This is a genomic window from Pseudomonas sp. P8_229, from assembly GCF_034008635.1.
Classification (GTDB): domain Bacteria; phylum Pseudomonadota; class Gammaproteobacteria; order Pseudomonadales; family Pseudomonadaceae; genus Aquipseudomonas.
On the sequence record NZ_CP125378.1, the window covers coordinates 5970907 to 5994408 of the forward strand.

A 23502-nucleotide genomic window follows, 5' to 3' on the forward strand; every position below is an offset into this window, starting at 1 on the left:
GGGCAAGGCTACGGGCCGGAGCGAATTTTCTCATGATCTGTAAAGCTTTTACCTACAAGGCAGTGGCGTGGCTTTCGGCGGCGTTCATCATGATTTCTGGAGAAACAACCATGGCAAGCAGCCTCAGACTCGAAGATCCATCCGTTTTCGCCGGACAGTGGCAAGCCATTCTGACCGCACCTGATGACGCCCCAGAGGCGCAGGCGTTGCAGGACAAACCATCGAACACCTGCCTGATCGATCTTGAACCCGACCAGACGCTGGGCAAGGGTGCCGACTGCCTGGGTGCGTGGCTTGAGCAGACGCCGATCGGCTGGTTTCCCGAGCCGGACGGCCTGTCGATTACCGGCAAGGAAGGTTCAAGAATCCAGTTTTTCAGCCGACAACGTGATGGGCTTTATCTGAGTACTTTGAAGTCGGGTCTGGTGATTACACTCAAGCGCAACGCGCTACAGCCGTGAGTATCAGTAACGACTGACAGTTGAATATAAGGTGCCACGTCGCAGTTATAAGCGTCACGCCAATACAACGAATGACCGGTTGTATGACGGAAGTTGTGATTGAAGTGTCAGTGCAAAGTTGCAAGAAGTATTCCGGCATGCGCACGGATAATTAACAGAGACGTCTCGCCAAAGAATGGCGGGGAAATTATTTCAGGAATAATCAATGAAGATGGCGAAGGCCCCAGCCACCGCTCCCTTGTTCAAGGCTTTGGGTGACTATAAAAGCATTCTGATCAGCGTCGGCTGCTTTACCGCGCTGATTAACGTGCTGATGCTGGTGCCCTCCATTTATATGCTGCAGGTCTACGACCGCGTGCTGTCTTCGCAGAACGAAACCACCTTGGCGATGCTGTCGTTGATGGTCGTCGGGTTCTTTGCGTTCATCGGCATGCTGGAAGTGATCCGCAGCTTCATCGTGATTCGCATCGGCAGCCAACTGGAGCGCCGCTTCAACCTGCGGGTGTATCAGGCGGCGTTCGAACGTAACCTGTTCAAGGGCGAGGGCAATGCCGGGCAGTCGCTGGGCGATCTGACCCACATTCGTCAGTTCGTCACCGGGCCGGCACTGTTCGCGTTCTTCGATGCGCCGTGGTTTCCGGTCTATCTGTTCGTTATCTATCTGTTCAACGTCTGGCTGGGCGTGCTGGCCACCGCCGGCGCGCTGCTGCTGATTGCGCTGGCGTGCCTCAACGAATACATGACCAAGAAGCCGTTGGGCGAAGCCGCCGGTTTCTCGCAGAAGTCCAGCCAACTGGCGACCAGCCACCTGCATAACGCCGAAACCATTCAAGCGATGGGCATGCTCGGTGCGCTGCGCAAGCGTTGGTTTGGCGTACATTCGCGCTTCCTCGGCCTGCAGAACCAGGCCAGCGACACCGGTGCGGTGATCAGTTCGATCAGTAAAACCCTGCGTCTGTGCCTGCAATCGCTGGTGCTGGGCCTCGGTGCCTTGCTGGTGATCAAGGGCGACATGACCGCCGGGATGATGATCGCGGGTTCGATCCTGATGGGCCGCGTGCTGAGCCCGATCGACCAGTTGATCGCAGTGTGGAAACAGTGGAGCGGGGCGAAGCTGGCCTACCGTCGTCTGGACTCGCTGCTGCAGGCGTTCCCGCCGAGTGACGACGCCATGGCGCTGCCGGCGCCGAAAGGCCAGATCACCTTCGAGCAAGTCAGTGCCGGCCCTCCGGGGCAACGCGCGGCGACTTTGCAGATGATCAATTTCAATCTGGGCGCGGGCGAAGTGCTCGGTGTGCTCGGTGCCTCCGGTTCTGGCAAGTCGACCCTGGCCCGGGTGCTGGTCGGCGTGTGGCCGACCCTCGGTGGCACGGTGCGCCTGGACGGTGCCGACATCCATCGCTGGAACCGCGACGAACTCGGCCCGTACATTGGCTATCTGCCGCAAGACATCGAGCTGTTCAGCGGCAGCATCGCCGAGAACATCGCCCGTTTCAGCGAGGCCAACCCGGAAAAAGTCGTGGCCGCCGCGCAACAGGCCGGCGTACACGAGATGATCCTGCGCCTGCCACAAGGTTACGACACGCAACTGGGCGAGGACGGCAGTGGCCTGTCCGGTGGTCAGAAGCAGCGCGTGGCCCTGGCCCGTGCAATGTATGGCGAGCCGAGCCTGGTCGTGCTCGATGAGCCGAACTCCAACCTCGACACCGTCGGTGAAGCCGCGCTGGCCAGTGCCATCGCCCAGCTCAAGGCCCAAGGCACCACGGTGGTGCTGGTGACGCATCGCTCTTCGGTATTGGCCCAGGCGGACAAGTTGCTGGTGCTCAACGACGGTCGCTTGCAGGCGTTTGGCGCCAGTCAGGAAGTCCTCAAGGCGCTGTCCGGCGCCCAGGAACAACAACGGGAAAAATCTGCGCAGGCACCGGGCGGGCTCAGCATGAGCCGGCAGTACCAGCCCACGACAAGGAATTCGGGTGTATGAGCAGCGCCAGCATGAACACTGAAAACGAAGCGAGCATGGAACACACCTACATCACCGAGCGCCCGGAGCGCGATGCGAAATTTTTCGCACGCATGGGCTGGATTCTGGCCATTGTCGGCGCCGGCAGCTTTTTCACCTGGGCCGCACTGGCGCCGCTGGATCAAGGCATTCCAGTGCAGGGCACCGTGGTGGTCTCGGGCAAACGCAAGGCCGTGCAGTCGATGAGCAGCGGCGTGGTCAGCCGGATCCTCGTGCGCGAAGGCGAGATCGTCAAACAGGGCCAACCGCTGTTCCGTCTCGACCAGACGCAAGTCGCTGCCGATGTGCAATCGCTGCAGGCGCAATACCGCATGGCCTGGGCCAGCCTCGCGCGTTGGCAGGCCGAGCGTGACAACCTCAAAGAGATAACCTTTCCCGCCGAGCTGAGCAACGATCCGGACCCGCGCCTGGCGCTGGTGCTTGAAGGCCAGCGGCAACTGTTCAGCAGCCGCCGCGAAGCGTTCTACCGCGAACAGGCCGGCTTGCGCGCAAGCATCGAAGGCGCCACGTCGCAACTGGCCGGCATGCGTCGTGCCCGCACCGACCTCAATGCCCAGGCCGATTCCCTGCAACAGCAATTGAGCAACCTGCAGCCGCTGGCGGACAACGGCTACATCCCGCGCAATCGCTTGATGGAATACCAGCGTCAGCTGTCGCAAGTGCAACAGCAACTGGCCGAGAACACCGGTGAAAGCGGCCGCGTGGAGCAGGGCATCCTCGAATCGCGCCTGAAGCTGCAACAGCATGGCGAGGAATATCAGAAGGAGGTGCGCACGCAACTGGCGGACGCGCAGCTCAAAAGCGTGACTCTGTCCGAGCAACTGACCTCGGCCGGTTTCGACCTGCAGCACAGCGAGATTCTCGCCACCGCCGACGGCGTGGCGGTCAACCTTGGCGTGCACACCGAAGGCGCCGTGGTGCGGCAGGGCGAAACCCTGCTGGAGATCGTCCCGCAAGGCACCACGCTGGAAGTGGAAGGGCACTTGCCGATCAACCTGATCGACAAGGTCGGCACACATTTGCCGGTGGACATCCTCTTTACCGCGTTCAACCAGAGCAAGACCCCGCGGGTGCCGGGTGAGGTCAGCCTGATTTCCGCCGACCAGATGGTCGATGAGAAAACCGGTGTGCCGTACTACGTGTTGCGCAGCAGCGTCAGTGATCAGGCGATGGAGAAACTCCATGGCCTGGTCATCAAGCCCGGTATGCCGGCGGAAATGTTCGTGCGCACTGGCGAACGTTCACTGCTCAACTACCTGTTCAAACCGCTGCTCGATCGGGCCGGCTCCGCGTTGACCGAAGAATAAGGATGTTCGGCTGTATGAATAAGCTTTCGATGTTGGGAGCAGCGTTCGCGCTGCTCGCAGGAAACAGCGCGCTGGCGGCCATGGGGCCATTCGAGGTCTACGAACAGGCATTGCGCAACGACCCGGTGTTCCTCGGTGCGATCAAGGAGCGCGACGCGGGTCTGGAAAACCGCATCATCGGCCGCGCAGGACTGTTGCCCAAGGTCGGTTACAACTACAACAAGGGCCGCAACTCGTCGAAGGCCACTTCACTTGACGAGCGTGCGCGCAATCGCACCGAGGACCGCAACTACAACAGCTACGGTTCGACCCTGACGGTGCAGCAACCGCTGCTCGACTACGAAGCCTACGCGGCGTATCGCAAAGGCGTGGCGCAGTCGCTGTTTGCTGACGAGGCGTTTCGCGGCAAGAGCCAGGAGCTGCTGGTGCGGGTGCTGGACAACTACACCAAGGCCTTGTTCGCCCAGGATCAGATCGACATCGCCCAGGCCAAAAAGAAGGCCTACGAGCAGCAGTTCCAGCAGAACGAGCACATGTTCAAGCAGGGCGAGGGCACGCGCACCGACATCCTTGAAGCCGAATCGCGCTATGAACTGGCGACCGCCGAAGAGATCGAGGCGCGCAACGAGCAAGACGCCGCCCTGCGTGAGCTGGGCGCGTTGATCGGCGTACCGGCGGTGGACATCGGCGATCTGGTGCCGCTGGATCAGAATTTCCAGACGTTCGCCCTGATGCCGGCCAACTATGACACCTGGCATGAGCTGGCAATCAGCAACAACCCTAACCTGGCGTCGCAGCGGCAGGCGGTGGAAGTGGCGAAATATGAAGTCGAGCGCAATCGCGCCGGGCATCTGCCCAAGGTCAACGCCTATGCCTCGATGCGCCAGAACGAATCCGAGAGCGGCAACACCTATAACCAGCGCTACGAGACCAACACCATCGGTTTCGAAGTCAGCGTGCCGTTGTACGCCGGGGGCGGGGTGTCGGCCTCGACCCGTCAGGCCAGCCGCACCATGGAGCAGGCCGAATACGAACTCGACGGCAAGACTCGCGAGACATTGATCGAGCTGCGTCGTCAGTTCAGCGCCTGCCTGTCGGGCGTCAACAAACTGCGCGCCTACCAGAAGGCACTGTCTTCGGCCGAAGCGCTGGTGGTGTCGACCAAGCAAAGCATTCTTGGCGGTGAGCGAACCAATCTGGATGCGCTGAACGCCGAACAACAACTATTTACCACCCGCCGCGATCTGGCTCAGGCACGCTACGACTACTTGATGGCCTGGACCAAGCTGCATTACTACGCAGGGACATTGAACGAACAGGATCTGGCGCGGGTGGATGAGGCCTTCGGACAAGGCCCGAAAAGCAACACGAACTAAGGTCTTGCACTGACCTGTGGTGAGGGGATTCAGCGAAACGTCGCCACAGCAATCGTGTTGATTGCTGGGTGATCGGCATAACAACTCTAAAAAAACAAAGAAAGTGAGTGGTGAACATGGAAGTACGCATCAAGCCGGCAGCGGTCGGCACCCTGTTGCTCGCAGTTTCCATCGCGCAAGCCAATGCGCAGTACCTTGAAACCGGCAAACCCGGCGATCCGGCCAGTTGGCGCAGTGCCGAATTCCAGCGCGACTGGGGCCTTGCGCGGATGCAGGCCGATCAGGCCTACGCCGCCGGGATCACCGGCAAAGGCGTGGAGATCGGCGCCCTCGACTCCGGCTTCGATGCCACCCACCCCGAGTTCGCCACCGACCGCTATCACCCGGTGCTGGCGTCAGGCAGTTACGTCGACGGTTCGCTGTTCAGCGTCAACGGCACCCTCAACCCCAACAACGACTCCCACGGCACTCACGTGGTCGGCACCATGGGCGCGAGCCGTGACGGCAACGGCATGCACGGCGTGGCGTACAACGCGCAGATCTTCGTCGGCAACACCAACAAGAACGACAGCTTCCTGTTCGGCCCCAAACCCGATCCGCGTTATTTCAAAGCGGCGTACGACGCCCTGGCCGATGCCGGCGTGCGCGCAATCAACAACAGTTGGGGCAGCCAGCCGCCGGATGTCAGCTATCGCACCCTGGCTGATCTGCACGCAGCGTACGCCCAGCACTGGAATCAGGGCACCTGGCTCGACGCGGCAGCGGACGTCTCGCGCCGCGGCGTGATCAACGTGTTCAGCGCCGGCAACAGCGGCTACCCGAACGCCAGCGTGCGCTCGGCGTTGCCGTACTTTCAGCCGGATCTCGAGGGGCACTGGCTGGCGGTCTCCGGGCTCGACCAAAGCAATCAGCAGAAGTACAACCAGTGCGGCATCGCCAAGTATTGGTGCATCACCACGCCTGGGGCGAGGATTGATAGCACCATTCCGGGGGCCGGGTACGCGATCAAGTCCGGCACTTCGATGGCCGCGCCGCACGCCACCGGGGCACTGGCGCTGGTGATGCAACGTTATCCGTACATGAACAATCAGCAGGCGCTCGAAGTGCTGCTGACCACCGCCACGCAACTCGACGGCTCGGTCACCGATGCACCGACCGAGCGGGTCGGCTGGGGCGTGGCCAACCTGAACCGGGCGATGCACGGGCCGGGACAATTGTTGGGGGCATTCAATGCCAATCTGGCCGCCGGGCAAAGCGATGTCTGGAGCAATGACATCTCCGACAAGGCCTTGCTTCAGCGTCAGGGCGAAGACCTCGTCGAGCACAGCGCCTGGCAGCAAACCCTGCAGGACAAGGGCTGGCAGAACGGTATTGCGCCCGGTGCCAGCCAACAGGATCAGACCGACTACGCGGTGGGCATGGCCCGTGATGCCGCCGCGGCGACGCGGGTCTATCAGGGCAGCCTGATCAAGTCCGGAGCAGGGCGCTTGCTGCTGAGCGGCGACAACACCTTCCGTGGGCCGACCACGGTCAATGGCGGCGTGCTCAGCGTCAACGGTTCGCTGGCCTCGGCGGTGACCGTCAATGACAGCGGCACCGTGGGCGGGTCCGGGCGGATCGGCTCGCTGACCGCCAACAGCGGCGGCCGCGTGGCGCCGGGCAATTCCATCGGCACCTTGAATGTGGCCGGTGACGTGACCTTTGCCCCGGGCTCGACCTACGCGGTCGAGCTGTCGCCGAGCAGCAGCGACCGCATCGTCGCCGGCGGTGCCGCGAGCATCAGCGGCGCCACCGTCAGCCTGTCGCTGGAAAACAGCCCGACCTTGCTCAGCACCACTGAAACCCGCAGCCTGCTCGGTCATTCGTACGACATACTGCAAGCGGCCGGTGGTATTCAGGGCCAGTTCGGCGCGGTGTTGCCGGAGTACCTGTTCATCGGTGGCAGCCTCGACTACGCGGCCAACGCCATTCAGCTCGACATCCAGCGCAACGCCACCTCGTTCGCCAGCGTCGGACAAACCCCGAATCAGCGCGCGGTGGCGGCGGCCGTCGAAGGGCTGGGCGCCGGCAACTCGGTGTACGAAAGCCTGCTGCTGTCGGCAGACGCCGCTTCCGCGCAACAGGCATTCCAGCAGCTGAGCGGGGAAATCTACCCCGCGCTCGGCTCTATGCTGATCAATGACAGCCGCCAGTTGCGCGACGCCGTCGGCGAACGTCTGCGCGATGCAAGCGCCACGCAAAGCAACGGCTGGATCAAGGCACTCGGCGCCTGGGGCACGACTGACTCCGGTCGTGACACCTCGCGCTACAGCACCTCGATCGGTGGCTTGCTGGCCGGCGTCGACGGCGCGCTGGACGAGCAGACCCGCATCGGTCTGGTCACCGGGTACAGCGACAGTTCGCTGAACATGGGCTCGGGCACGCATTCACAGGCTTCAGTCGACAGCTATCACTTGGGCGCTTACGCCGGTCACGACATCGGCGCCTGGCGCCTGAGTACGGGCGCGGCCTACAGCTGGCACCGCGCCGACGTCAAACGCGATCTGCAGTACGGCGACGTCAGCGCCAAACAGAAAACCAAGGTCGACGCGGCCACCACTCAGGTCTTCGGTGAAGCGGCTTATCGCCTGAACCTGCAACCGGTTGCGCTGGAGCCGTTCGCCAACCTCGCTTACGTGCATCTGGATACTGAAGGCTTCACCGAAAAGGGCGACGCGGCGGCGCTGAAAAGCTCCGGCGAGCAGCGTGATGCGGTGCTCAGCACCCTCGGTGTGCGCGCGGTCAAGACGTTCAATCTGTCGGCTCAACAATCACTCGATGTCAGCGGCCACCTTGGCTGGCAGCACAGCTTGAGCGATATCGACGCCGAACAGCATCTGCGTTTTGCCAGTGGCAGCACACCGTACGCGGTCGAGAGTTCGGCACTGGTGCGCGATGCGGCGCTGGTCGGCGTGCAAGCCAGCCTGGCGGTGAGCAAGGACGTACGGGTCAACCTCGATTACAACGGCCAACTGGCCAACCGCGAGAAGAGCCATGGCGTGGGGTTGAGCCTGAACTGGCAGTTCTGAGCGCCTGCAGGTCAGATGAACACACACACTTGTGGTGAGGGGATTTATCCCCGATCGACTGCGCAGCAGTCGCACACCCAGACGACTCGGTTTACGGAAGAGACTGTTCGGGGCCGCTTCGCAACCATCGGGGGTGCGACGTTTCGCTAAATCCCCTCAACACAAGCGTTAACTCCCAGGCCCAGGTGTGGGGCTGGTAAACGGATTTTTCGCAACAACACTAAGGAAGGTCGCTGGATGAATAAGAATAATACCCCCGCGCAAACGGGTGGTCGCTTCGCCATGAAAACCCTTAATTGCGCCGTGCTCTGCGCACTGGCCACCTGGGGCACCGCCCACGCGGCGCCTTACGTGGAAAGTGGACGCACAGGCGATCCCGCCAGTTGGCGCAGTGCCGAGTTCCAGGCGGAATGGGGCCTGGGCGCCATTGGTGCCGATCACGCTTACGCTGCCGGTTACACCGGCAAGGGTGTGAAGCTGGGGATTTTCGACCAGCCGGTGTACGCCGCGCACCCGGAGTTTTCCGGCACCAATAAAGTCGTGACGCTGGTCACCAGCGGGATCCGCGAATACACCGACCCGTACATCCCGGTCAAAGCCGGCGATGCGTTCCGCTATGACGGTTCGCCCTCGGTCGGTTCCGACGGCAAGCTCGGTGCTCACGGCACCCACGTCGGCGGTATTGCCGCCGGCAGCCGTGACGGCGGACCGATGCACGGTGTGGCGTTCGGTGCGCAGATCATCAGTGCCGACAACGGTGACCCGGGTCCGGAAGACGGCATCGTCCGTGGCAACGATGGCGCGGTGTACAAGGCCGGTTGGGATGCGCTGATCGCCAGCGGTGCGCGGATCATCAACAACAGCTGGGGCATCGGCATCACCGACCGTTTCGACCTCGGTGGCCGCGACCCGGCGTATCCGCACTTCACCGTCAACGACGCGCAATTGCAGTTCAATGAAATTCGCACGCTGCTCGGCACCAAGCCCGGCGGTGCCTACGACGGCGCCATCGCTGCCGCCCGCAGCGGGATCGTGACGATTTTCGCCGCCGGTAACGATTACAACCTGAACAACCCCGACGCGATCGCCGGCCTCGGCTACTTCGTGCCGGACATCGCGCCGAACTGGATCACCGTCGCCGCGTTGCAGAAGAACCCGGACCAGGCCAGCGCCAACCCGTACATCATGAGTACGTTCTCCTCGCGCTGTGGCTACACCGCGAGCTTCTGCGTCTCGGCGCCGGGCACGAAAATCTACAGCTCGATCATTGAGGGCACCAACGCCGACAACCTGACCACCGGCTATAAAAACTACAACGGCACCTCGATGGCCGCGCCGCATGTGGCCGGTTCCATGGCGGTGCTGATGGAGCGCTTCCCGTACATGACCGGCGATCAGGTCGCCACGGTACTGCGCACCACCGCCACCGACCTCGGCGCACCGGGCATCGACGCCCTGTACGGCTGGGGCATGATCAACCTGCGCAAGGGCATCGATGGCCCGGCGATGTTCGTCACCGAGCAGGACATTCCCGAAGAGTTCCGCATCCAGGGGGCTTACGGCTCAGGCCAGTTTGTTGCAGACCTGCCGGGCATCGGCGCGATCATCGACAAGGGCAAGCCGACCGAGCGTGTGTGCAACGACATCACCTGCGGCCTCGACACCTGGCGCAACGACATTTCCGGTCACGGTGGCCTGACCAAACAGGGCATCGGCACGCTGGTGCTGACCGGCAACAACACCTACAGCGGCCCGACCCTGGTCAATCAGGGGCGTCTGGCGATCAACGGTTCGCTGGCGTCGGCGGTCACCGTGAATGAGAACGGCATCCTCGGCGGTAACGGCCACATCGGCGCGTTGACCGCGAAAAGCGGCGGTACCGTCGCGCCGGGCAACTCCATCGGCACGCTGAACGTGGCCGGTGACGTGACCTTCGAGCGCGGTTCGACCTACGCGGTGGAAGTGTCGCCGACCAGCAGTGACAAGATCGTCGCCGGTGGCAAAGCGCTGATTGATGGCGCTACCGTCAGTCTGTCGCTGGAAAACAGCCCGACGCTGCTGACCACCGCCGAAGTGAAAAGCCTGCAGGGCGCCCAGTTCAACATTCTGCAAGCGGCCGGTGGCATTCAAGGCCAGTTCGGGCAAGTGCTACCGAACTACGCGTTCCTCGGTGGCACCCTGGCGTACTCGGCGAACGGCGTGCAACTGGACGTCGGGCGCAACGGTGCGTCGTTCGCCAGTGTCGGCCTGACGCCGAACCAGCGTGCAGTCGGTGCGGCTGCCGAGCGTCTGGGCGCGGGCAATGCACTGTTCGAAACTCTGCTGCTGTCGCCGAACGCGGCCTCGGCGCAACAGGCGTTCCAGCAACTGTCCGGGGAAATTCACCCGGCGATTGGCACGATGCTGATCAACGACAGCCGTTACCTGCGTGAAGCGGTGGGTGAGCGTCTGCGCGAGCGTGATCTGTTCAATGCCAATGCACCGACCGACGATCGCAGCAATGCCTGGGTCAAGGTCCTCGGTTCGTGGGGCAAAAGCGATGGCGGGCATGAAAACGCCGATTCCAACAGCTCTATCGGCGGCTTGCTGGCCGGTGTCGACGGCTTGATTGCTGAAGATACCCGTCTGGGTTTCGTTACTGGTTATAGCGACAGTTCGTTGAACATGGGGGGCGGCACGCATTCGTCGGCCTCGGTCGACAGCTACCACCTCGGTGCGTACCTGGGGCACCAGATCGATGCACTGCGTCTGACTGCCGGTGCGGCTTACAGCTGGCATCGCGTGGACGTGAAACGTGATCTGCAGTTCGCTGGCGTCAGTGGCAAAGAGAAAACCAAGCACGATGCCGCAACCACCCAACTGTTCACTGAAGCGGCTTACGATCTGCGCCTGCAACCGATGAACCTGGAGCCGTTCGCCAATCTGTCGTACGTGCACCTGAACACCGAAAGCTTCACCGAGAAGGGTGATGCCGCGGCGCTCAAGGGCGGCGAAGACAATCGCGATGTGGTGCTGTCGACCCTTGGTGTGCGCGCCAAGCGCACCTTCGCGCTGTCGGAGAAACATCAGCTGGAATTGGGCGCAACCCTCGGCTGGCAGCACAACCTGAGCAGCGTCGATGCTGACAGCCACCTGGCGTTCGCCAATGGCAACAGCGCGTTCACTGTGCAGAGTGTGTCGATGGATCGTGATGCCGCAGTGGTCGGCGTGCGTGCCGGTCTGGCGCTCAATCGCGATGTCCGGGTCAACCTGGATTACAACGGACTGATCGGTAACAACGAGAAGGACCACGGTGTGGGTCTGACCCTCGACTGGCAGTTCTGAAGGAGTACTGGCAGTCCCGCAGGGGACTGCCGTTTTTGAAGGAAGAGAGAGCACAACATGGGATTGTTCGATTACAAAAATGCCGATGGCAAAGCGTTGTACAGCGACGCCATCGCGCTGACGCTGTATGCCTACACCCCGACCGGTCAGCCTTTGCCGGCCACCGCCTGGAAGCCGGTTTTCGCGACGGCGCTGGGTTATCAGGGCAAGGTCGGGGCGCAAGGCACGTTCTTCGGCGAGAAGGACGGCTTCACCAGCGCCGAGGCCGAAGTGCTCGGCAAGTACGATGCGGCCGGCAAGCTGGTCGGTATCGGCGTGGCCTTTCGTGGCACCGGCGGGCTGGGTTACAGCGACACTTTCGGCGACATGAAGAACAACCTGCTAGCCGCCATCGGGCCATCGGATTACGCGAGTCAATACGCGAAAAACGCCTTCGACAACCTGCTCAAGGCTGTCGCTGCGTTCGCCATTGCCAATGGTATTGCGGCCAAGGACGTGCTGTTCAGCGGCCACAGCCTCGGCGGTCTCGGGGTCAACAGCGTGGCTGAGTTGAGCACCAGCAACTGGGGCGGGTTCTTCAAGGACGCCAACTACATTGCATTCGCTTCGCCGACCCAGAGCAGCACCGGCAACAACGTGCTGAACATCGGTTACGAAAACGATCCGGTGTTCCGCGCCCTGGACGGCACCACGTTCAGCAGCGGGTCGCTGGGCAAACACGACGGGCCGCATGAGTCGACCACCGACAACATCGTCAACTTCAACGACAACTACGCGTCCACCGCGCAGAACCTGGTGCCGTTCAGTATCGTCAATCCGCTGAACTGGTCGGCCCATGGCTCGCTGGGGTATGCCGATGGCTTGAACCGGGTGATCGACTCGACGTTCTACCACCTGACGCACAAGGACTCGACCATCATCGTCTCCAACCTGGAGCAAGCGTCCCGGGGCAAGACCTGGGTCGAGGATCTGGGGCGCAGCGGCGAGCCGCACACCGGCAGCACCTTCATCATCGGCACCCAGAGCAACGACTGGCTCAAGGGCGGGGCGGGCAACGACTTCCTCGAAGGGCTGGGCGGCGATGACCGTTTCCGCGATGACGGTGGTTTTAACATCCTCCTCGGTGGCCAGGGCCACAACACCTTGGAACTGCAGAAACCATTGCAGAACTTCAGCTTCGCCAACGACGGTGACGGCACCCTGTACGTACGCGATGCCTATGGCGGCATCAGCATGACCCGCGACATCGGCGCGCTGGTGAGCAAGGAGTCGGGATCGTGGTGGGGCAGCAAGGAGATCACCTGGGGCGTGACGGCCAAGGGACTGACCAATGGCAGCGAACTGACCCAGTACAGCCATTCGCTCAACGGCGATGCTTACGGCAACGCGCTGCACGCCAGCGCCGACGGTGACTGGCTGTTCGGTCTGGGTGGCGATGACCAACTGATCAGCGACAAGGGCCACGTGACCTTCGTCGGTGGTGCCGGCAACGACGTGATGACGGCGGTGGGTGGCAACAACACCTTCCTGTTCAGCGGCGCGTTCGGTTTCGACGCGATCAATGGCTACCAGGGCAGCGACAAACTGGTGTTCATGGGCGTCGAAGGCGCGGGGCAGGGTTACGACTACAAGCAGCATGCTGCGCAGTCTGGCGCTGATACGGTGCTGAAGATTGGCGAATATGCCGTGACCCTGGTCGGGGTTGGAGTGGCTAACCTGTCGGACTCGGCGTTCGTCTTCGCCTAGCTCCAAAGTGGGAGCGGGCTTGCTCGCGAAGGGGCGTGTCAGTCAACATTGCTGTCGCTGATACGCCGCTTTCGCGAGCAAGCCCGCTCCCACAGGGGAAGATCTGCAACAAGTAGTACTGAAATGCTCCGGGGCGTGCCCGTGAGGGGCGCCCTGGCTGTGAGCTATCTCTGACAATTCCAACAAAAGAGAGGCAATGGCAATGGGTGTGTATGACTACAAGAACTTCGGCACAGCCGATTCCAAGGCGTTGTTCAGCGATGCCATGGCGATCACGCTGTATTCCTACCACAACCTCGATAATGGCTTTGCCGCCGGCTATCAGCACAATGGCTTCGGTCTCGGTCTGCCCGCCACTCTGGTCACGGCGCTGCTCGGCGGCACCGATTCGCAAGGGGTGATTCCCGGCATTCCGTGGAACCCCGACTCGGAAAAACTCGCCCTCGACGCGGTGAAAAAGGCGGGCTGGACACCCATCACTGCTTCGCAGCTGGGTTACGACGGCAAGACTGACGCCCGGGGAACCTTCTTCGGCGAAAAGGCCGGTTACACCACGGCGCAGGTCGAGATCCTCGGCAAGTACGACGCTCAGGGCCATCTCACGGAAATCGGCGTGGCCTTTCGCGGCACCAGCGGCCCGCGGGAAAACCTGATCCTCGACTCCATCGGCGACGTGATCAACGACCTGCTGGCGGCCTTCGGTCCCAAGGATTACGCCAAGAACTACGTCGGCGAAGCGTTCGGCAATCTGCTCAACGATGTGGTGGCGTTCGCCAAGGCCAACGGCCTCACCGGCAAGGACGTGCTGGTCAGCGGCCACAGCCTTGGCGGGCTGGCAGTCAACAGCATGGCCGACCTGAGCGGCGGCAAGTGGGGCGGGTTCTTCGCCGACTCCAACTACATCGCCTACGCCTCGCCGACCCAGAGCAGCACTGACAAGGTGCTCAACGTCGGTTACGAAAACGATCCGGTATTCCGCGCCCTCGACGGCTCGACCTTCACCGGCGCCTCGGTCGGCGTGCACGATGCGCCCAAGGAATCGGCCACCGACAACATTGTCAGCTTCAACGATCATTACGCCTCGACCGCGTGGAATCTGCTGCCGTTCTCCATCCTCAACATCCCGACCTGGATCTCGCACCTGCCGACTGCGTACGGCGACGGCATGAACCGGATCATCGAGTCGAAGTTCTACGACCTGACCAGCAAGGACTCGACGATCATCGTCGCCAACCTGTCGGACCCGGCGCGGGCCAACACCTGGGTGCAGGACTTGAACCGCAACGCCGAAACCCACAAGGGCAGCACCTTCATCATCGGCAGCGACAGCAACGACCTGATCCAGGGCGGCAGCGGCAACGACTACCTCGAAGGTCGCGCCGGCAACGACACCTTCCGTGATGGTGGCGGCTACAACGTCATCCTCGGCGGCGCCGGCAACAACACCCTCGACTTGCAGCAATCGGTGAACAAGTTCGACTTCGCCAACGACGGCGCCGGTAACCTGTACATCCGCGACGCCAACGGCGGAATCAGCATCACCCGCGACATCGGCAGCATCGTCACCAAGGAGCCGGGCTTTCTCTGGGGCCTGTTCAAGGATGACGTAACCCACAGCGTCACGGCCAGCGGCCTGAAGGTCGGCAACAACGTCACCCAGTATGAATCCAGCGTCAAAGGCACCAGCGGCGCCGACACGCTCAAGGCGCATGCCACGGGTGACTGGCTGTTCGGTCTGGACGGCAATGACCACCTGATCGGCGGTGCCGGCAACGATGTGTTTGTCGGTGGCGCCGGCAATGACCTGATGGAGTCGGGGGGCGGTGCGGACACGTTCCTCTTCAACGGCGCGTTTGGTCAGGACCGGGTGGTCGGTTTTACGTCCAACGACAAACTGGTGTTCCTTGGCGTGCAGGGTGTATTGCCCGCCGACGACTTCCGCGCCCATGCCACGACGGTGGGGCAGGACACGGTGCTGACGTTTGGCAATGACTCGGTGACGCTGGTCGGGGTGGCGCTCAACAGTCTGCACGCCGATGGCATTGTGATCGCCTGAGGTTGAGGTGGCGCCGGTAAGGGCCTCTTCGCGAGCAGGCTCGCTCCCACACTGGATCTGTGTCGTTTACATAGACCTTGTGGGAGCGAGCCTGCTCGCGAAGGATTTAACTCGGTATTGGAAGTGACTCGATAGCCACACCCTGACTCAAAAGCTCTGCAAACAGTAAAAGCGGCCTAAAGCCAGCACGTGCACACACGTTCTATAGCTAGCCGCCATTGAGTACAGGAGATGCACACGTGAGAAGGTTCAAGGGGTATGTCGCGATTATCGGATTGGCGCTGTTATCGGCCAATGCCTGGGCCGATCTGCCGCCAACCTCGATTCTCAGCCGTTACGGGGTCAGTACCGATCAACTGCCCAAGCCTGCGAAGACCGAAGCGGTCGAACCGGTCGAAGAGAAAAGTTTGTTTCAGATTCAGCCCGAACAGCCGTTCGTGACGTTTCGGCAGGGTGACAGCAAACAAGCGCAAGCCACCGGTAACCTGAGCATTGACCGCATGACCCAACGGGATCTGGAACGCTGCCGACGCCTGCAAGCCGAACTGGCGCGCCGGGGTGAACAGTATTTCAGCTGCGATAACAGCATTTTGGGCCTGACGATGCCCGAGTAAACACCGGATTCAGGAGCTGCCATGGCGGCAGCTCCACACGCACCGGTCAGTCTTCCTTGCGCACCGTGGCCACTTCATCGGAGCGCACCTTCACCTTGGCCCCGGAAATATCCTCGAACTCATAGAAGCCGTCCTTGTTTTTGGTTTTCGGCATGTCCTTGGTCAAATACTGAGTGCCGTTCTGCAAGGTCACCACGGTCGGTGTCGAGCAGCCGGCCAATGCCAGCAGGGCCACTGCCACCAGGGGAAGACCCAGAGTCTTGATGTTCATACCCACCTCTAATACCTCATTCCATATCAATTGACCGTTGTCGGTCTCTAACGCGGTTGGTGCCATCAAGCCGCGAAAAGTTCGATGGCACCCTGAAAAAATCCCGATTGCCGCCGCCATTGATCTATTTCCGTTTGCACGCCACAGGGCAGAGCTGGTATCTGTACGCATAACCAGTATTCGCCCGCCATGGCCCAGAATTCCCGTGACAGCCAACCCCCTCGACGATCCGTTCTATTACCTCAACAACTTCCGGCAAGTGCTTGATTGGCTTGAACTTCGCTATGCCGACGTGATGAGTGAATCCGAGCACGGATTTATCCGCGACTTCAAGTCACTGCCCCGTGCCTCGCAGGGTTTGCTGGTGCGGATGGTCATGCGCAAGGGTGTGCATTTTCGCCTCGGCAAACTCAACTACACAGAAATCGGTGACATCAGCGACGCCGCGCAACCATTGCTGAGTCACGGCTGGCTCGACGATCAGGCTCGGTTGACGGTGACGGAGGTGTTCGACGTGTTGCTCAAGGCCGAACTCCTGCAGACGTTCGGCAGTTTCATCGAGCAACCCAAGGGCCGCAAGGACGACTGGCTGCCGACGCTGGCCGAGCAGTTCACTGAATCGCGCAGTCTGTCCGACTGGGCGCCGACGCTCGCCGAACGTTTGCTCAGCCTGACCATCATGGACCTGTGCGACCGCCTGCGCCTGATGTTCTTCGGCAATCTTTATCAGGACTGGTCGGAATTCGTCCTTGCCGACCTCGGCATCTTCACCTACGAAAAAGTCGAGTTCTGCGCCGACTTCCGCGGCCTGCGCAGCCGTGAAGACGTCGATGCCTGCCTGTTCCTGCATCACTGCCAGCTGCGCTTCGAAGCCGGTGAGCCGCTGCAAACCATTGTTGAACAGGTCAGCGCGCTGCAGTTTGCCAACCCGTGGCTGCAACGCCGGCGCGGCAAGCTGCTCTTCCAGATCGGCCAGTACTGCGAGCGCATCAGCGAGTTTGCCCTGGCCCTGAGTATTTACCGCGAGTGCGCGTACCCCGGTGCCCGCCAGCGAGTGATCCGGGTGCTGGAGCGCAGCGGCGAATACGCACTGGCGCTGGAGCTCGCCACCTTCGCCGAACAGGCGCCGGAAAGCGCCGCCGAACAGCAGAGCCTGCAACGGATGCTGCCGCGACTGCGGCGCAAACTCGGCGGGCCACCGCTTAAACGACAAGCGCCACGACCGGTTGAACGCCTCGACCTGCAATTGCCGCGCACCGACCCGGCACTGTCGGTGGAGTGCTACGTTCAGGCGCACCTGCACGAAGACGCCGGCCCGGTGCATTACGTCGAAAACAGTCTGATCAACTCGCTGTTTGGCCTGTTGTGCTGGCCGGCGATCTTTGCGCCGCTGCCGGGGGCGTTCTTTCATCCGTTTCAACGCGGGCCGGTGGACCTGCTCAATGAAGACTTCCAGCAACGCCGCGCCGAACTGTTCCAGGCCTGTCTGGACGAGCTCGACGACGGCCGGTATGCCGCGACCATTCGCGAGCGCTTCGTGACCAAATGGGGCGTGCAGTCGCCGTTCGTGTTCTGGGGCGCTTTGAATGAAGAGCTGCTTGAGCAAGCGCTGGCCTGTCTGCCGGCCGAACACCTCAAGCACTGGTTCAATCGCCTGCTGCTCGACATCAAGGCCAACCGCGCCGGCATGCCGGACCTGATCCAGTTCTGGCCGCAGCACAGGACCTACCGGATGATTGAAGTCAAAGGTCCCGGTGACCGCTTGCAGGACAATCAACTGCGCTGGCTGGAGTTCTGCCACGAACACCAGATGCCGGTCGCCGTGTGTTACGTGCAATGGGCGGAGCAGAGCGTTTGAGCTACAACATTGCGGTGCGCGCGTTGTGTGAGTTCACTGCCAAGACCGGCGACCTTGACCTGCGTTTTACCCCGTCGCCGACAGCGCTCGAAGGCATGCTCGGGCACCGCACTGTGGCCTCGCGGCGTAGCGACAAATACCAGAGCGAAGTGGCGCTCGAAGGCGAGTTTCTGCAACTGAAGGTCAAGGGCAGGGCAGACGGCTATGACCCGGCGCAAAACTGCCTGGAAGAAGTCAAAACCTATCGCGGCGACCTGAGCAAGCAACCGGCCAACCATCGCCTGCTGCACTGGGCGCAGGCGAGAATCTACGGCTGGCTGATGTGTCGCAAGCTCGCGCTTGAGCAGATCAATCTGGCGCTGGTGTATTTCGACATCGTCAGCGAGAAGGAAACCTGCCTGGTCGAGGCTTTCAGCGCCTCAGACTTGCAGGTTTTTTTCGAGGCGCAGTGCCGGTTGTTCCTCGACTGGGCCGAGCAGGAAATGGCCCATCGCGAAGCGCGGAATCGGGCGGCGCAGGCGTTGGCCTTTCCCCACGCGGACTTTCGCCCCGGCCAGCGGCATTTGGCCGAATCGGTGTTCAAAGCGGTCAGCACCGGCCGCTGCCTGATGGCTCAGGCGCCCACCGGAATCGGCAAGACCCTCGGTACGCTGTTCCCGATGCTCAAGGCGCTGGCGCCGCAGCAACTGGACAAGGTGTTCTTCCTGACCGCCAAGACCCCGGGGCGCAAACTGGCACTGGATGCCAGTCAGGTGTTGTTCGAACAGGGTGAAAGCCTGCCCTTGCGAGTGCTGGAGATGGTCGCCCGGGACAAGGCCTGCGAACACCCGGACAAGGCCTGTCACGGCGAGTCCTGCCCGTTGGCCCAGGGCTTTTATGATCGCCTGCCCGCCGCCCGTGAAGCGGCGAGCCGGATCAATCTGCTCGATCAGGCGGCGATGCGCGAAGTGGCCCGCCAGCACACGGTGTGCCCGTATTACTTGAGCCAGGAAATGGCCCGCTGGGCCGACGTGGTGGTGGCGGACTACAACTACTACTTCGATTTCAGCGCGCTGCTGTTCGGCCTCGCCCAGCTCAATCAATGGAAAGTCGCGGTCCTGGCCGATGAGGCGCACAACCTGGTCGAACGCGGGCGGTCGATGTACAGCGCCAGTCTCGATCAGGCCGCGCTGGCCAGCGTGCGCAAGTCTGCCCCTGAAGCCTTGAAGAAATCCCTGCAACGGCTCAACCGTGAATGGAACGCGCTGCATCAGCCGCAACTGGCGCCGTACCAGGCTTACGACAAGGCTCCGGAGAAACTGCTGCAAGCGGTGTCCCTGTGCAGCGCTGCCATTGGCGATTACCTCAACGATCATCCGCAGGGACTCGACAGCGCCCTGCAGGCCTTCTATTTCGACATGTTGCAGTTCGGTCGGGTGGCGGAACTGTTCGACGAGCATTACCTGTTCGACATCAGCAAGCGCGACCTCGAGCGCAAACGGCCGCTGTCGCAGCTGTACCTGCGCAATGTGGTGCCGGCCGCGTTCATCGGTCCACGGCTGAAAGCGGCGCGCAGCAGCGTGCTGTTCTCGGCGACGCTGAGCCCACGGCACTATTACGCCGATTTGCTGGGTACACCTGCCGACACGGTATGGATCGACGTGGAATCACCTTTCAGCGCTGAACAATTACAGGTGCAGATCGTCAGCCGGATCTCCACGCGCTTCAACCACCGTCAGGCGTCGCTGGAACCGATTGTCGAACTGATCGCCCGCCAGTTCAGTGAGCGCCCGGGCAATTATCTGGCGTTCTTCAGCAGCTTCGATTACCTGCAACAGGTGCTGACGCTGCTCGCCGAACGCCATCCGCAGATCAATCTGTGGCAGCAGTCGCGGGGCATGGCGGAAGGGCAGCGACAGGCGTTTCTCGACCAATTCACCGCCGAGAGCCAGGGCGTCGGCTTCGCCGTGTTGGGTGGTGCATTCGGCGAGGGCATCGATTTGCCCGGGGCCCGTCTGATCGGAGCGTTCATTGCGACGTTGGGTCTGGCCCAGCTCAACCCGGTCAACGAGCAGTTGAAGCGGCGCATGGCGGCGATTTTCGGTGCCGGTTACGACTACACCTATTTGTATCCCGGCGTGCAGAAAGTGGTGCAGGCCGCCGGACGGGTAATCCGCACGCGACAGGATCGCGGCGTGGTGATGCTGATCGACGACCGCTTTGCCGAACCGCGTATTCAGCAACTGTTGCCACGCTGGTGGTCCCTCGGCACAGACGAAAACGCAACGATCCAGGCAGGATGAAGCGGTACATTCTGTCCGTTTATAGCCCAGGAGAGGTGGGTCTTTTTCGATGCTGGCGTAGGAAAACTCATCATAAAATCAGTGACATATCTTGTCGTGATACGCTCTTTGCGCAACGTCCGCAATCAGGCTTTATTGAGAAGGCAGACCTGAATCTGCCCTCGATATTTTGATAAGGACATCAAAACATGACCGTCACCACCGCTTACACCTACAGCCCCGCCGACGTCATCCAGGCCTTCAACAAGATCAGCGCCACACTGTTCTCCGGCAAAACCGCCGAGACCATCCCGCGAATGCTGATTACCGCTGGCGTCCAGGCCTCAGGCAAAACCTATCTGCTGGAAAAGAGTCTGCTGACGTCGGGCCAATACGCCAACTATGTGCGCCTGTACAAACCGGAATATCGCGAAGAGCACCCTCAATACGCGCAAATGGTCAAGCTGGGCAAACTGCATGCCTATGAACACAGTGAGGACTTTGTGAGAGAGGTGTGCGGCAAACTTTTCGAGGAAGCTTTCCGGCGCAAACTCGACATCATCATCGAGTGTGCCTTCGACAGCATCGAATTTGCCGTGCTGCCGAGCGCTGCCACGGCAAGCGGTTATCAGCTGGAAGCTCACATTGTTGCGTGCGGGCATGCCTTTGCTTTTCTGTCGAATGTCAAGCGCGGGTTGAAAAGCCTGGAGAAGTCGGAACTGGAACGGTTTGTCAGGTCTTCGGATCTGAAAACCAGCATGAACAACGCCCATGCAGTGATCTGCCAACTCGAGGACGCGGCAAAAACCGTTGAGGGATCGCAGATCTACCTCTATGAGCGCGGACTGGGTGCGTTGAAGGAACGCGTGCTGCGCGGGCACAGCACCTGCACACGAAACGCGCAGGGTGCTCTGGAGCTGACTTCGACCGGACAACCGTACAGCTACGATACTTATGAAAGCATTGCGAGCAACACCGTCAACAGCCTTGCCGAGCGTGACGAGATGATCAAGGAGTGCCATCTGGCCCTGCAAAAAACCGCTCAATATGCCGAGCAGATTCCCGAATTTGTTTACAACGCCTTGTACTCTCGCATTGTCAAATACGTAAATCGTTGAAGATCGAACCCGTGGCCATCGATTGAAGCGTGTTTGCACTTCCCAAGGTGTCGCTTTACCGCATACTTGGGCTAACAAAAACCAGCGGTGAACCTGATGAGTGAGAACCCGAGCAAAACCGCCGCGATCGAGGAGATGCGTTTTCGTCTGCTGATCGATGCGGTGGTTGATTATGCGATTTACATGATCGACCCGGACGGCATCATCACCAGCTGGAACTCCGGCGCCAAACGCTTCAAGGGCTACGAAAAGGAAGAGATTCTCGGCGAGCACTTCTCTCGTTTCTACACCGCGCCGGATCGCGCTGCCGGCTTACCGCAACGCGCACTGGACACGGCGATCCGCGAAGGGCGATTCGAAGGCGAGGGCTGGCGGGTACGCAAGGACGGCACACACTTCTGGTGCCATGTGGTGATCGATCCGATCATCGATCCGGACGGGACGCTGCTGGGCTTTGCCAAGATCACCCGCGATCTGACCGACCGCAAGATGGCCGAAGAAACCCTCAAGCGAAGCGAGCAGCAGTTCCGTCTGCTGGTGCAGGGGGTGACCGACTACGCGCTGTACATGCTCAGCCCTGACGGTCGGGTGTCGAACTGGAATCAGGGCGCGCAGCGGATCAAGGGCTATCGGCCGGAAGAGATCATCGGCGAGCATTTTTCGATTTTCTACACCGCTGAGGACCGTGAGCACGGCGAGCCGCAACGGGCGCTGGAGACCGCAGCGCGGGAAGGGCGTTTCGAAAACAAGAGCTGGCGGGTGCGCAAGGATGGCAGCCGGTTTTTCGCGCATGTAGTGGTCGATGCCATCCGCGGCGATACCGGGACGCTGCTCGGCTTCGCCAAGATTACCCGCGACGTGACGGAGGTACATCAGTCGCAGCAGGCGCTGGAAAAAACTCGTGAAGCATTGTTCCAGGCACAGAAGATGCAGGCCATCGGCCAACTCAGTGGCGGCATCGCCCATGACTTCAACAACCTGCTGACCGTGATCCTCGGCAACCTCGAGATCCTGCGCAAGCGCGTCGGTGATGACCCGAAAATCAACCGTCTGCTGGAAAACGCCACCCAGGGTGCATTGCGCGGCGTGTCGCTGACCCAGCGCATGCTGGCCTTTGCCCGGCGTCAGGAACTCAAGACCGAGCCGGTCGACGTCGCACAACTGGTACAAGGCATCACCGGGCTGTTGCGCAGTTCGCTGGGCCCGGGGATCAGCATCGAAACGTCGCTGCCCGAAGGGCTGGAGCCGGTGCTGGCCGATACCAACCAACTGGAACTGGCGGTGCTCAATCTGGCGACCAATGCCCGGGATGCCATGCCCGATGGCGGCAGCGTGGTGATCAGTGCACGACCGGAAGTCGTCCTTGAACAAAACCATTCCAGCCTGGCCGCGGGGCGTTATGTCTGCCTGAGTCTGGTCGACACCGGTGAAGGCATGGACGAGCACACGCTGGCGTCGGCCCGGGACCCGTTTTTCACCACCAAGGGCCTGGGCAAGGGCACCGGGCTGGGGTTGTCGATGGTGCACGGATTCATCGAACAGCTCGGTGGCTGCTTCATTCTCAAGAGCCAGAAGGGGCACGGCACGGTGGCGGAACTCTGGCTGCCGGTCGCGGCGGGCGGCGTAACCAGGTCATCGGTGTATCCGGGCACTGAACCGGCGGCGGTGCCGCGACTCAGTGTGCTGGTGGTGGACGATGACTCGCTGGTGTTGACCAGCACCACGTTGCTGCTCGAAGACCTCGGGCATCGCGTGGTCAGTGCCACCTCTGGAGCCAATGCGCTGATGCTGTTCGATCAGGGAGAAGTCATCGACCTGCTGATCACTGACATGGCCATGCCGCAGATGAGTGGTGCGCAACTGGCCCATGCGGTGCGTCTGCTCAAACCGGACCTGCCGATCATTCTGGCCACCGGATACGCCGAACGCCTGGAAGGCTTTGCGGCTCAACTGCCGCGTCTGCCCAAGCCGTTCACCCAACTCAATCTTGTGGAAATCATTGCCCAGTCGATGAAATGACCG

General features: G+C 61.4%; 14 protein-coding genes. 13 read left to right on the plus strand and 1 reads right to left on the minus strand.

Annotated features, from left to right (window positions below; genetic code table 11):
- Positions 1-32 precede the first annotated feature (32 nt).
- The 9 genes from QMK55_RS26885 (at position 33) to QMK55_RS26925 (ending at position 15972) form a co-directional block, all read left to right on the plus strand.
- Positions 33-461 (plus strand): AprI/Inh family metalloprotease inhibitor, encoded by a 429-nt coding sequence (locus QMK55_RS26885; protein WP_320330227.1) that lies wholly within the window; start codon positions 33-35, stop codon positions 459-461.
- A gap of 205 nt (positions 462-666) precedes the next feature.
- Positions 667-2442 (plus strand): type I secretion system permease/ATPase, encoded by a 1776-nt coding sequence (locus tag QMK55_RS26890; RefSeq protein ID WP_102356182.1) that lies wholly within the window; start codon positions 667-669, stop codon positions 2440-2442.
- Positions 2439-3788: an HlyD family type I secretion periplasmic adaptor subunit gene (locus tag QMK55_RS26895; protein ID WP_102356183.1), complete on the plus strand. Its 1350-nt coding sequence runs from the start codon at positions 2439-2441 to the stop codon at positions 3786-3788. The genes QMK55_RS26890 and QMK55_RS26895 overlap by 4 nt, the downstream gene beginning before the upstream one ends.
- A 2-nt stretch (positions 3789-3790) precedes the next feature.
- Positions 3791-5164, plus strand: a complete 1374-nt coding sequence (locus QMK55_RS26900) for a TolC family outer membrane protein (protein ID WP_102356184.1) — start codon at positions 3791-3793, stop codon at positions 5162-5164.
- A gap of 116 nt (positions 5165-5280) precedes the next feature.
- On the plus strand, positions 5281-8232 hold the full coding sequence (locus tag QMK55_RS26905; protein WP_320328166.1) for an autotransporter domain-containing protein: 2952 nt from the start codon (positions 5281-5283) through the stop codon (positions 8230-8232).
- Positions 8233-8469: 237 nt separating this feature from the next.
- Complete coding sequence (locus tag QMK55_RS26910; RefSeq protein ID WP_102356186.1) at positions 8470-11556, plus strand: autotransporter serine protease; 3087 nt, start codon at positions 8470-8472, stop codon at positions 11554-11556.
- 57 nt (positions 11557-11613) lie between these two features.
- Complete coding sequence (locus QMK55_RS26915; protein ID WP_320328167.1) at positions 11614-13302, plus strand: polyurethanase; 1689 nt, start codon at positions 11614-11616, stop codon at positions 13300-13302.
- 202 nt (positions 13303-13504) lie between these two features.
- On the plus strand, positions 13505-15358 hold the full coding sequence (locus tag QMK55_RS26920) for a polyurethanase (RefSeq protein WP_320330228.1): 1854 nt from the start codon (positions 13505-13507) through the stop codon (positions 15356-15358).
- A 239-nt stretch (positions 15359-15597) separates the two neighbouring features.
- On the plus strand, positions 15598-15972 hold the full coding sequence (locus tag QMK55_RS26925; RefSeq protein WP_102356189.1) for a hypothetical protein: 375 nt from the start codon (positions 15598-15600) through the stop codon (positions 15970-15972).
- A 46-nt stretch (positions 15973-16018) separates the two neighbouring features.
- On the opposite strand, the gene QMK55_RS26930 is transcribed toward QMK55_RS26925, so the two are convergent.
- Positions 16019-16243 carry a YgdI/YgdR family lipoprotein gene (locus QMK55_RS26930; protein WP_320328168.1) on the minus strand — a complete coding sequence of 75 codons (225 nt, stop codon included), beginning with the start codon at positions 16241-16243 and terminating at the stop codon, positions 16019-16021.
- Positions 16244-16448: 205 nt separating this feature from the next.
- On the opposite strand from QMK55_RS26930, the gene QMK55_RS26935 reads away from it, so the two are divergent.
- The 4 genes from QMK55_RS26935 (at position 16449) to QMK55_RS26950 (ending at position 23499) form a co-directional block, all read left to right on the plus strand.
- Positions 16449-18101 carry a VRR-NUC domain-containing protein gene (locus tag QMK55_RS26935; RefSeq protein ID WP_320328169.1) on the plus strand — a complete coding sequence of 551 codons (1653 nt, stop codon included), beginning with the start codon at positions 16449-16451 and terminating at the stop codon, positions 18099-18101.
- Positions 18098-20383 carry an ATP-dependent DNA helicase gene (locus QMK55_RS26940; RefSeq protein WP_320328170.1) on the plus strand — a complete coding sequence of 762 codons (2286 nt, stop codon included), beginning with the start codon at positions 18098-18100 and terminating at the stop codon, positions 20381-20383. Before QMK55_RS26935 ends, QMK55_RS26940 begins: the two co-directional genes overlap by 4 nt.
- A gap of 188 nt (positions 20384-20571) precedes the next feature.
- A complete protein-coding gene (locus QMK55_RS26945) occupies positions 20572-21480 on the plus strand; it encodes a zeta toxin family protein (protein ID WP_320328171.1) in 909 nt (302 codons plus the stop codon).
- A gap of 96 nt (positions 21481-21576) precedes the next feature.
- A complete protein-coding gene (locus QMK55_RS26950) occupies positions 21577-23499 on the plus strand; it encodes a PAS domain S-box protein (RefSeq protein ID WP_320328172.1) in 1923 nt (640 codons plus the stop codon).
- Positions 23500-23502: the final 3 nt, after the last annotated feature.

What these genes read in the sequence shown, in the direction of transcription:
- QMK55_RS26930 (WP_320328168.1), bottom strand. Translation starts at nt 16,243, where the DNA reads ATGAACATCAAGACTCTGGGTCTTCCCCTGGTGGCAGTGGCCCTGCTG.
- QMK55_RS26945 (WP_320328171.1), top strand. Translation starts at nt 20,572, where the DNA reads ATGACCGTCACCACCGCTTACACCTACAGCCCCGCCGACGTCATCCAG.
- QMK55_RS26885 (WP_320330227.1), top strand. Translation starts at nt 33, where the DNA reads ATGATCTGTAAAGCTTTTACCTACAAGGCAGTGGCGTGGCTTTCGGCG.
- QMK55_RS26900 (WP_102356184.1), top strand. Translation starts at nt 3,791, where the DNA reads ATGTTCGGCTGTATGAATAAGCTTTCGATGTTGGGAGCAGCGTTCGCG.
- QMK55_RS26920 (WP_320330228.1), top strand. Translation starts at nt 13,505, where the DNA reads ATGGGTGTGTATGACTACAAGAACTTCGGCACAGCCGATTCCAAGGCG.
- QMK55_RS26905 (WP_320328166.1), top strand. Translation starts at nt 5,281, where the DNA reads ATGGAAGTACGCATCAAGCCGGCAGCGGTCGGCACCCTGTTGCTCGCA.
- QMK55_RS26895 (WP_102356183.1), top strand. Translation starts at nt 2,439, where the DNA reads ATGAGCAGCGCCAGCATGAACACTGAAAACGAAGCGAGCATGGAACAC.
- QMK55_RS26890 (WP_102356182.1), top strand. Translation starts at nt 667, where the DNA reads ATGAAGATGGCGAAGGCCCCAGCCACCGCTCCCTTGTTCAAGGCTTTG.
- QMK55_RS26915 (WP_320328167.1), top strand. Translation starts at nt 11,614, where the DNA reads ATGGGATTGTTCGATTACAAAAATGCCGATGGCAAAGCGTTGTACAGC.
- QMK55_RS26910 (WP_102356186.1), top strand. Translation starts at nt 8,470, where the DNA reads ATGAATAAGAATAATACCCCCGCGCAAACGGGTGGTCGCTTCGCCATG.
- QMK55_RS26950 (WP_320328172.1), top strand. Translation starts at nt 21,577, where the DNA reads ATGAGTGAGAACCCGAGCAAAACCGCCGCGATCGAGGAGATGCGTTTT.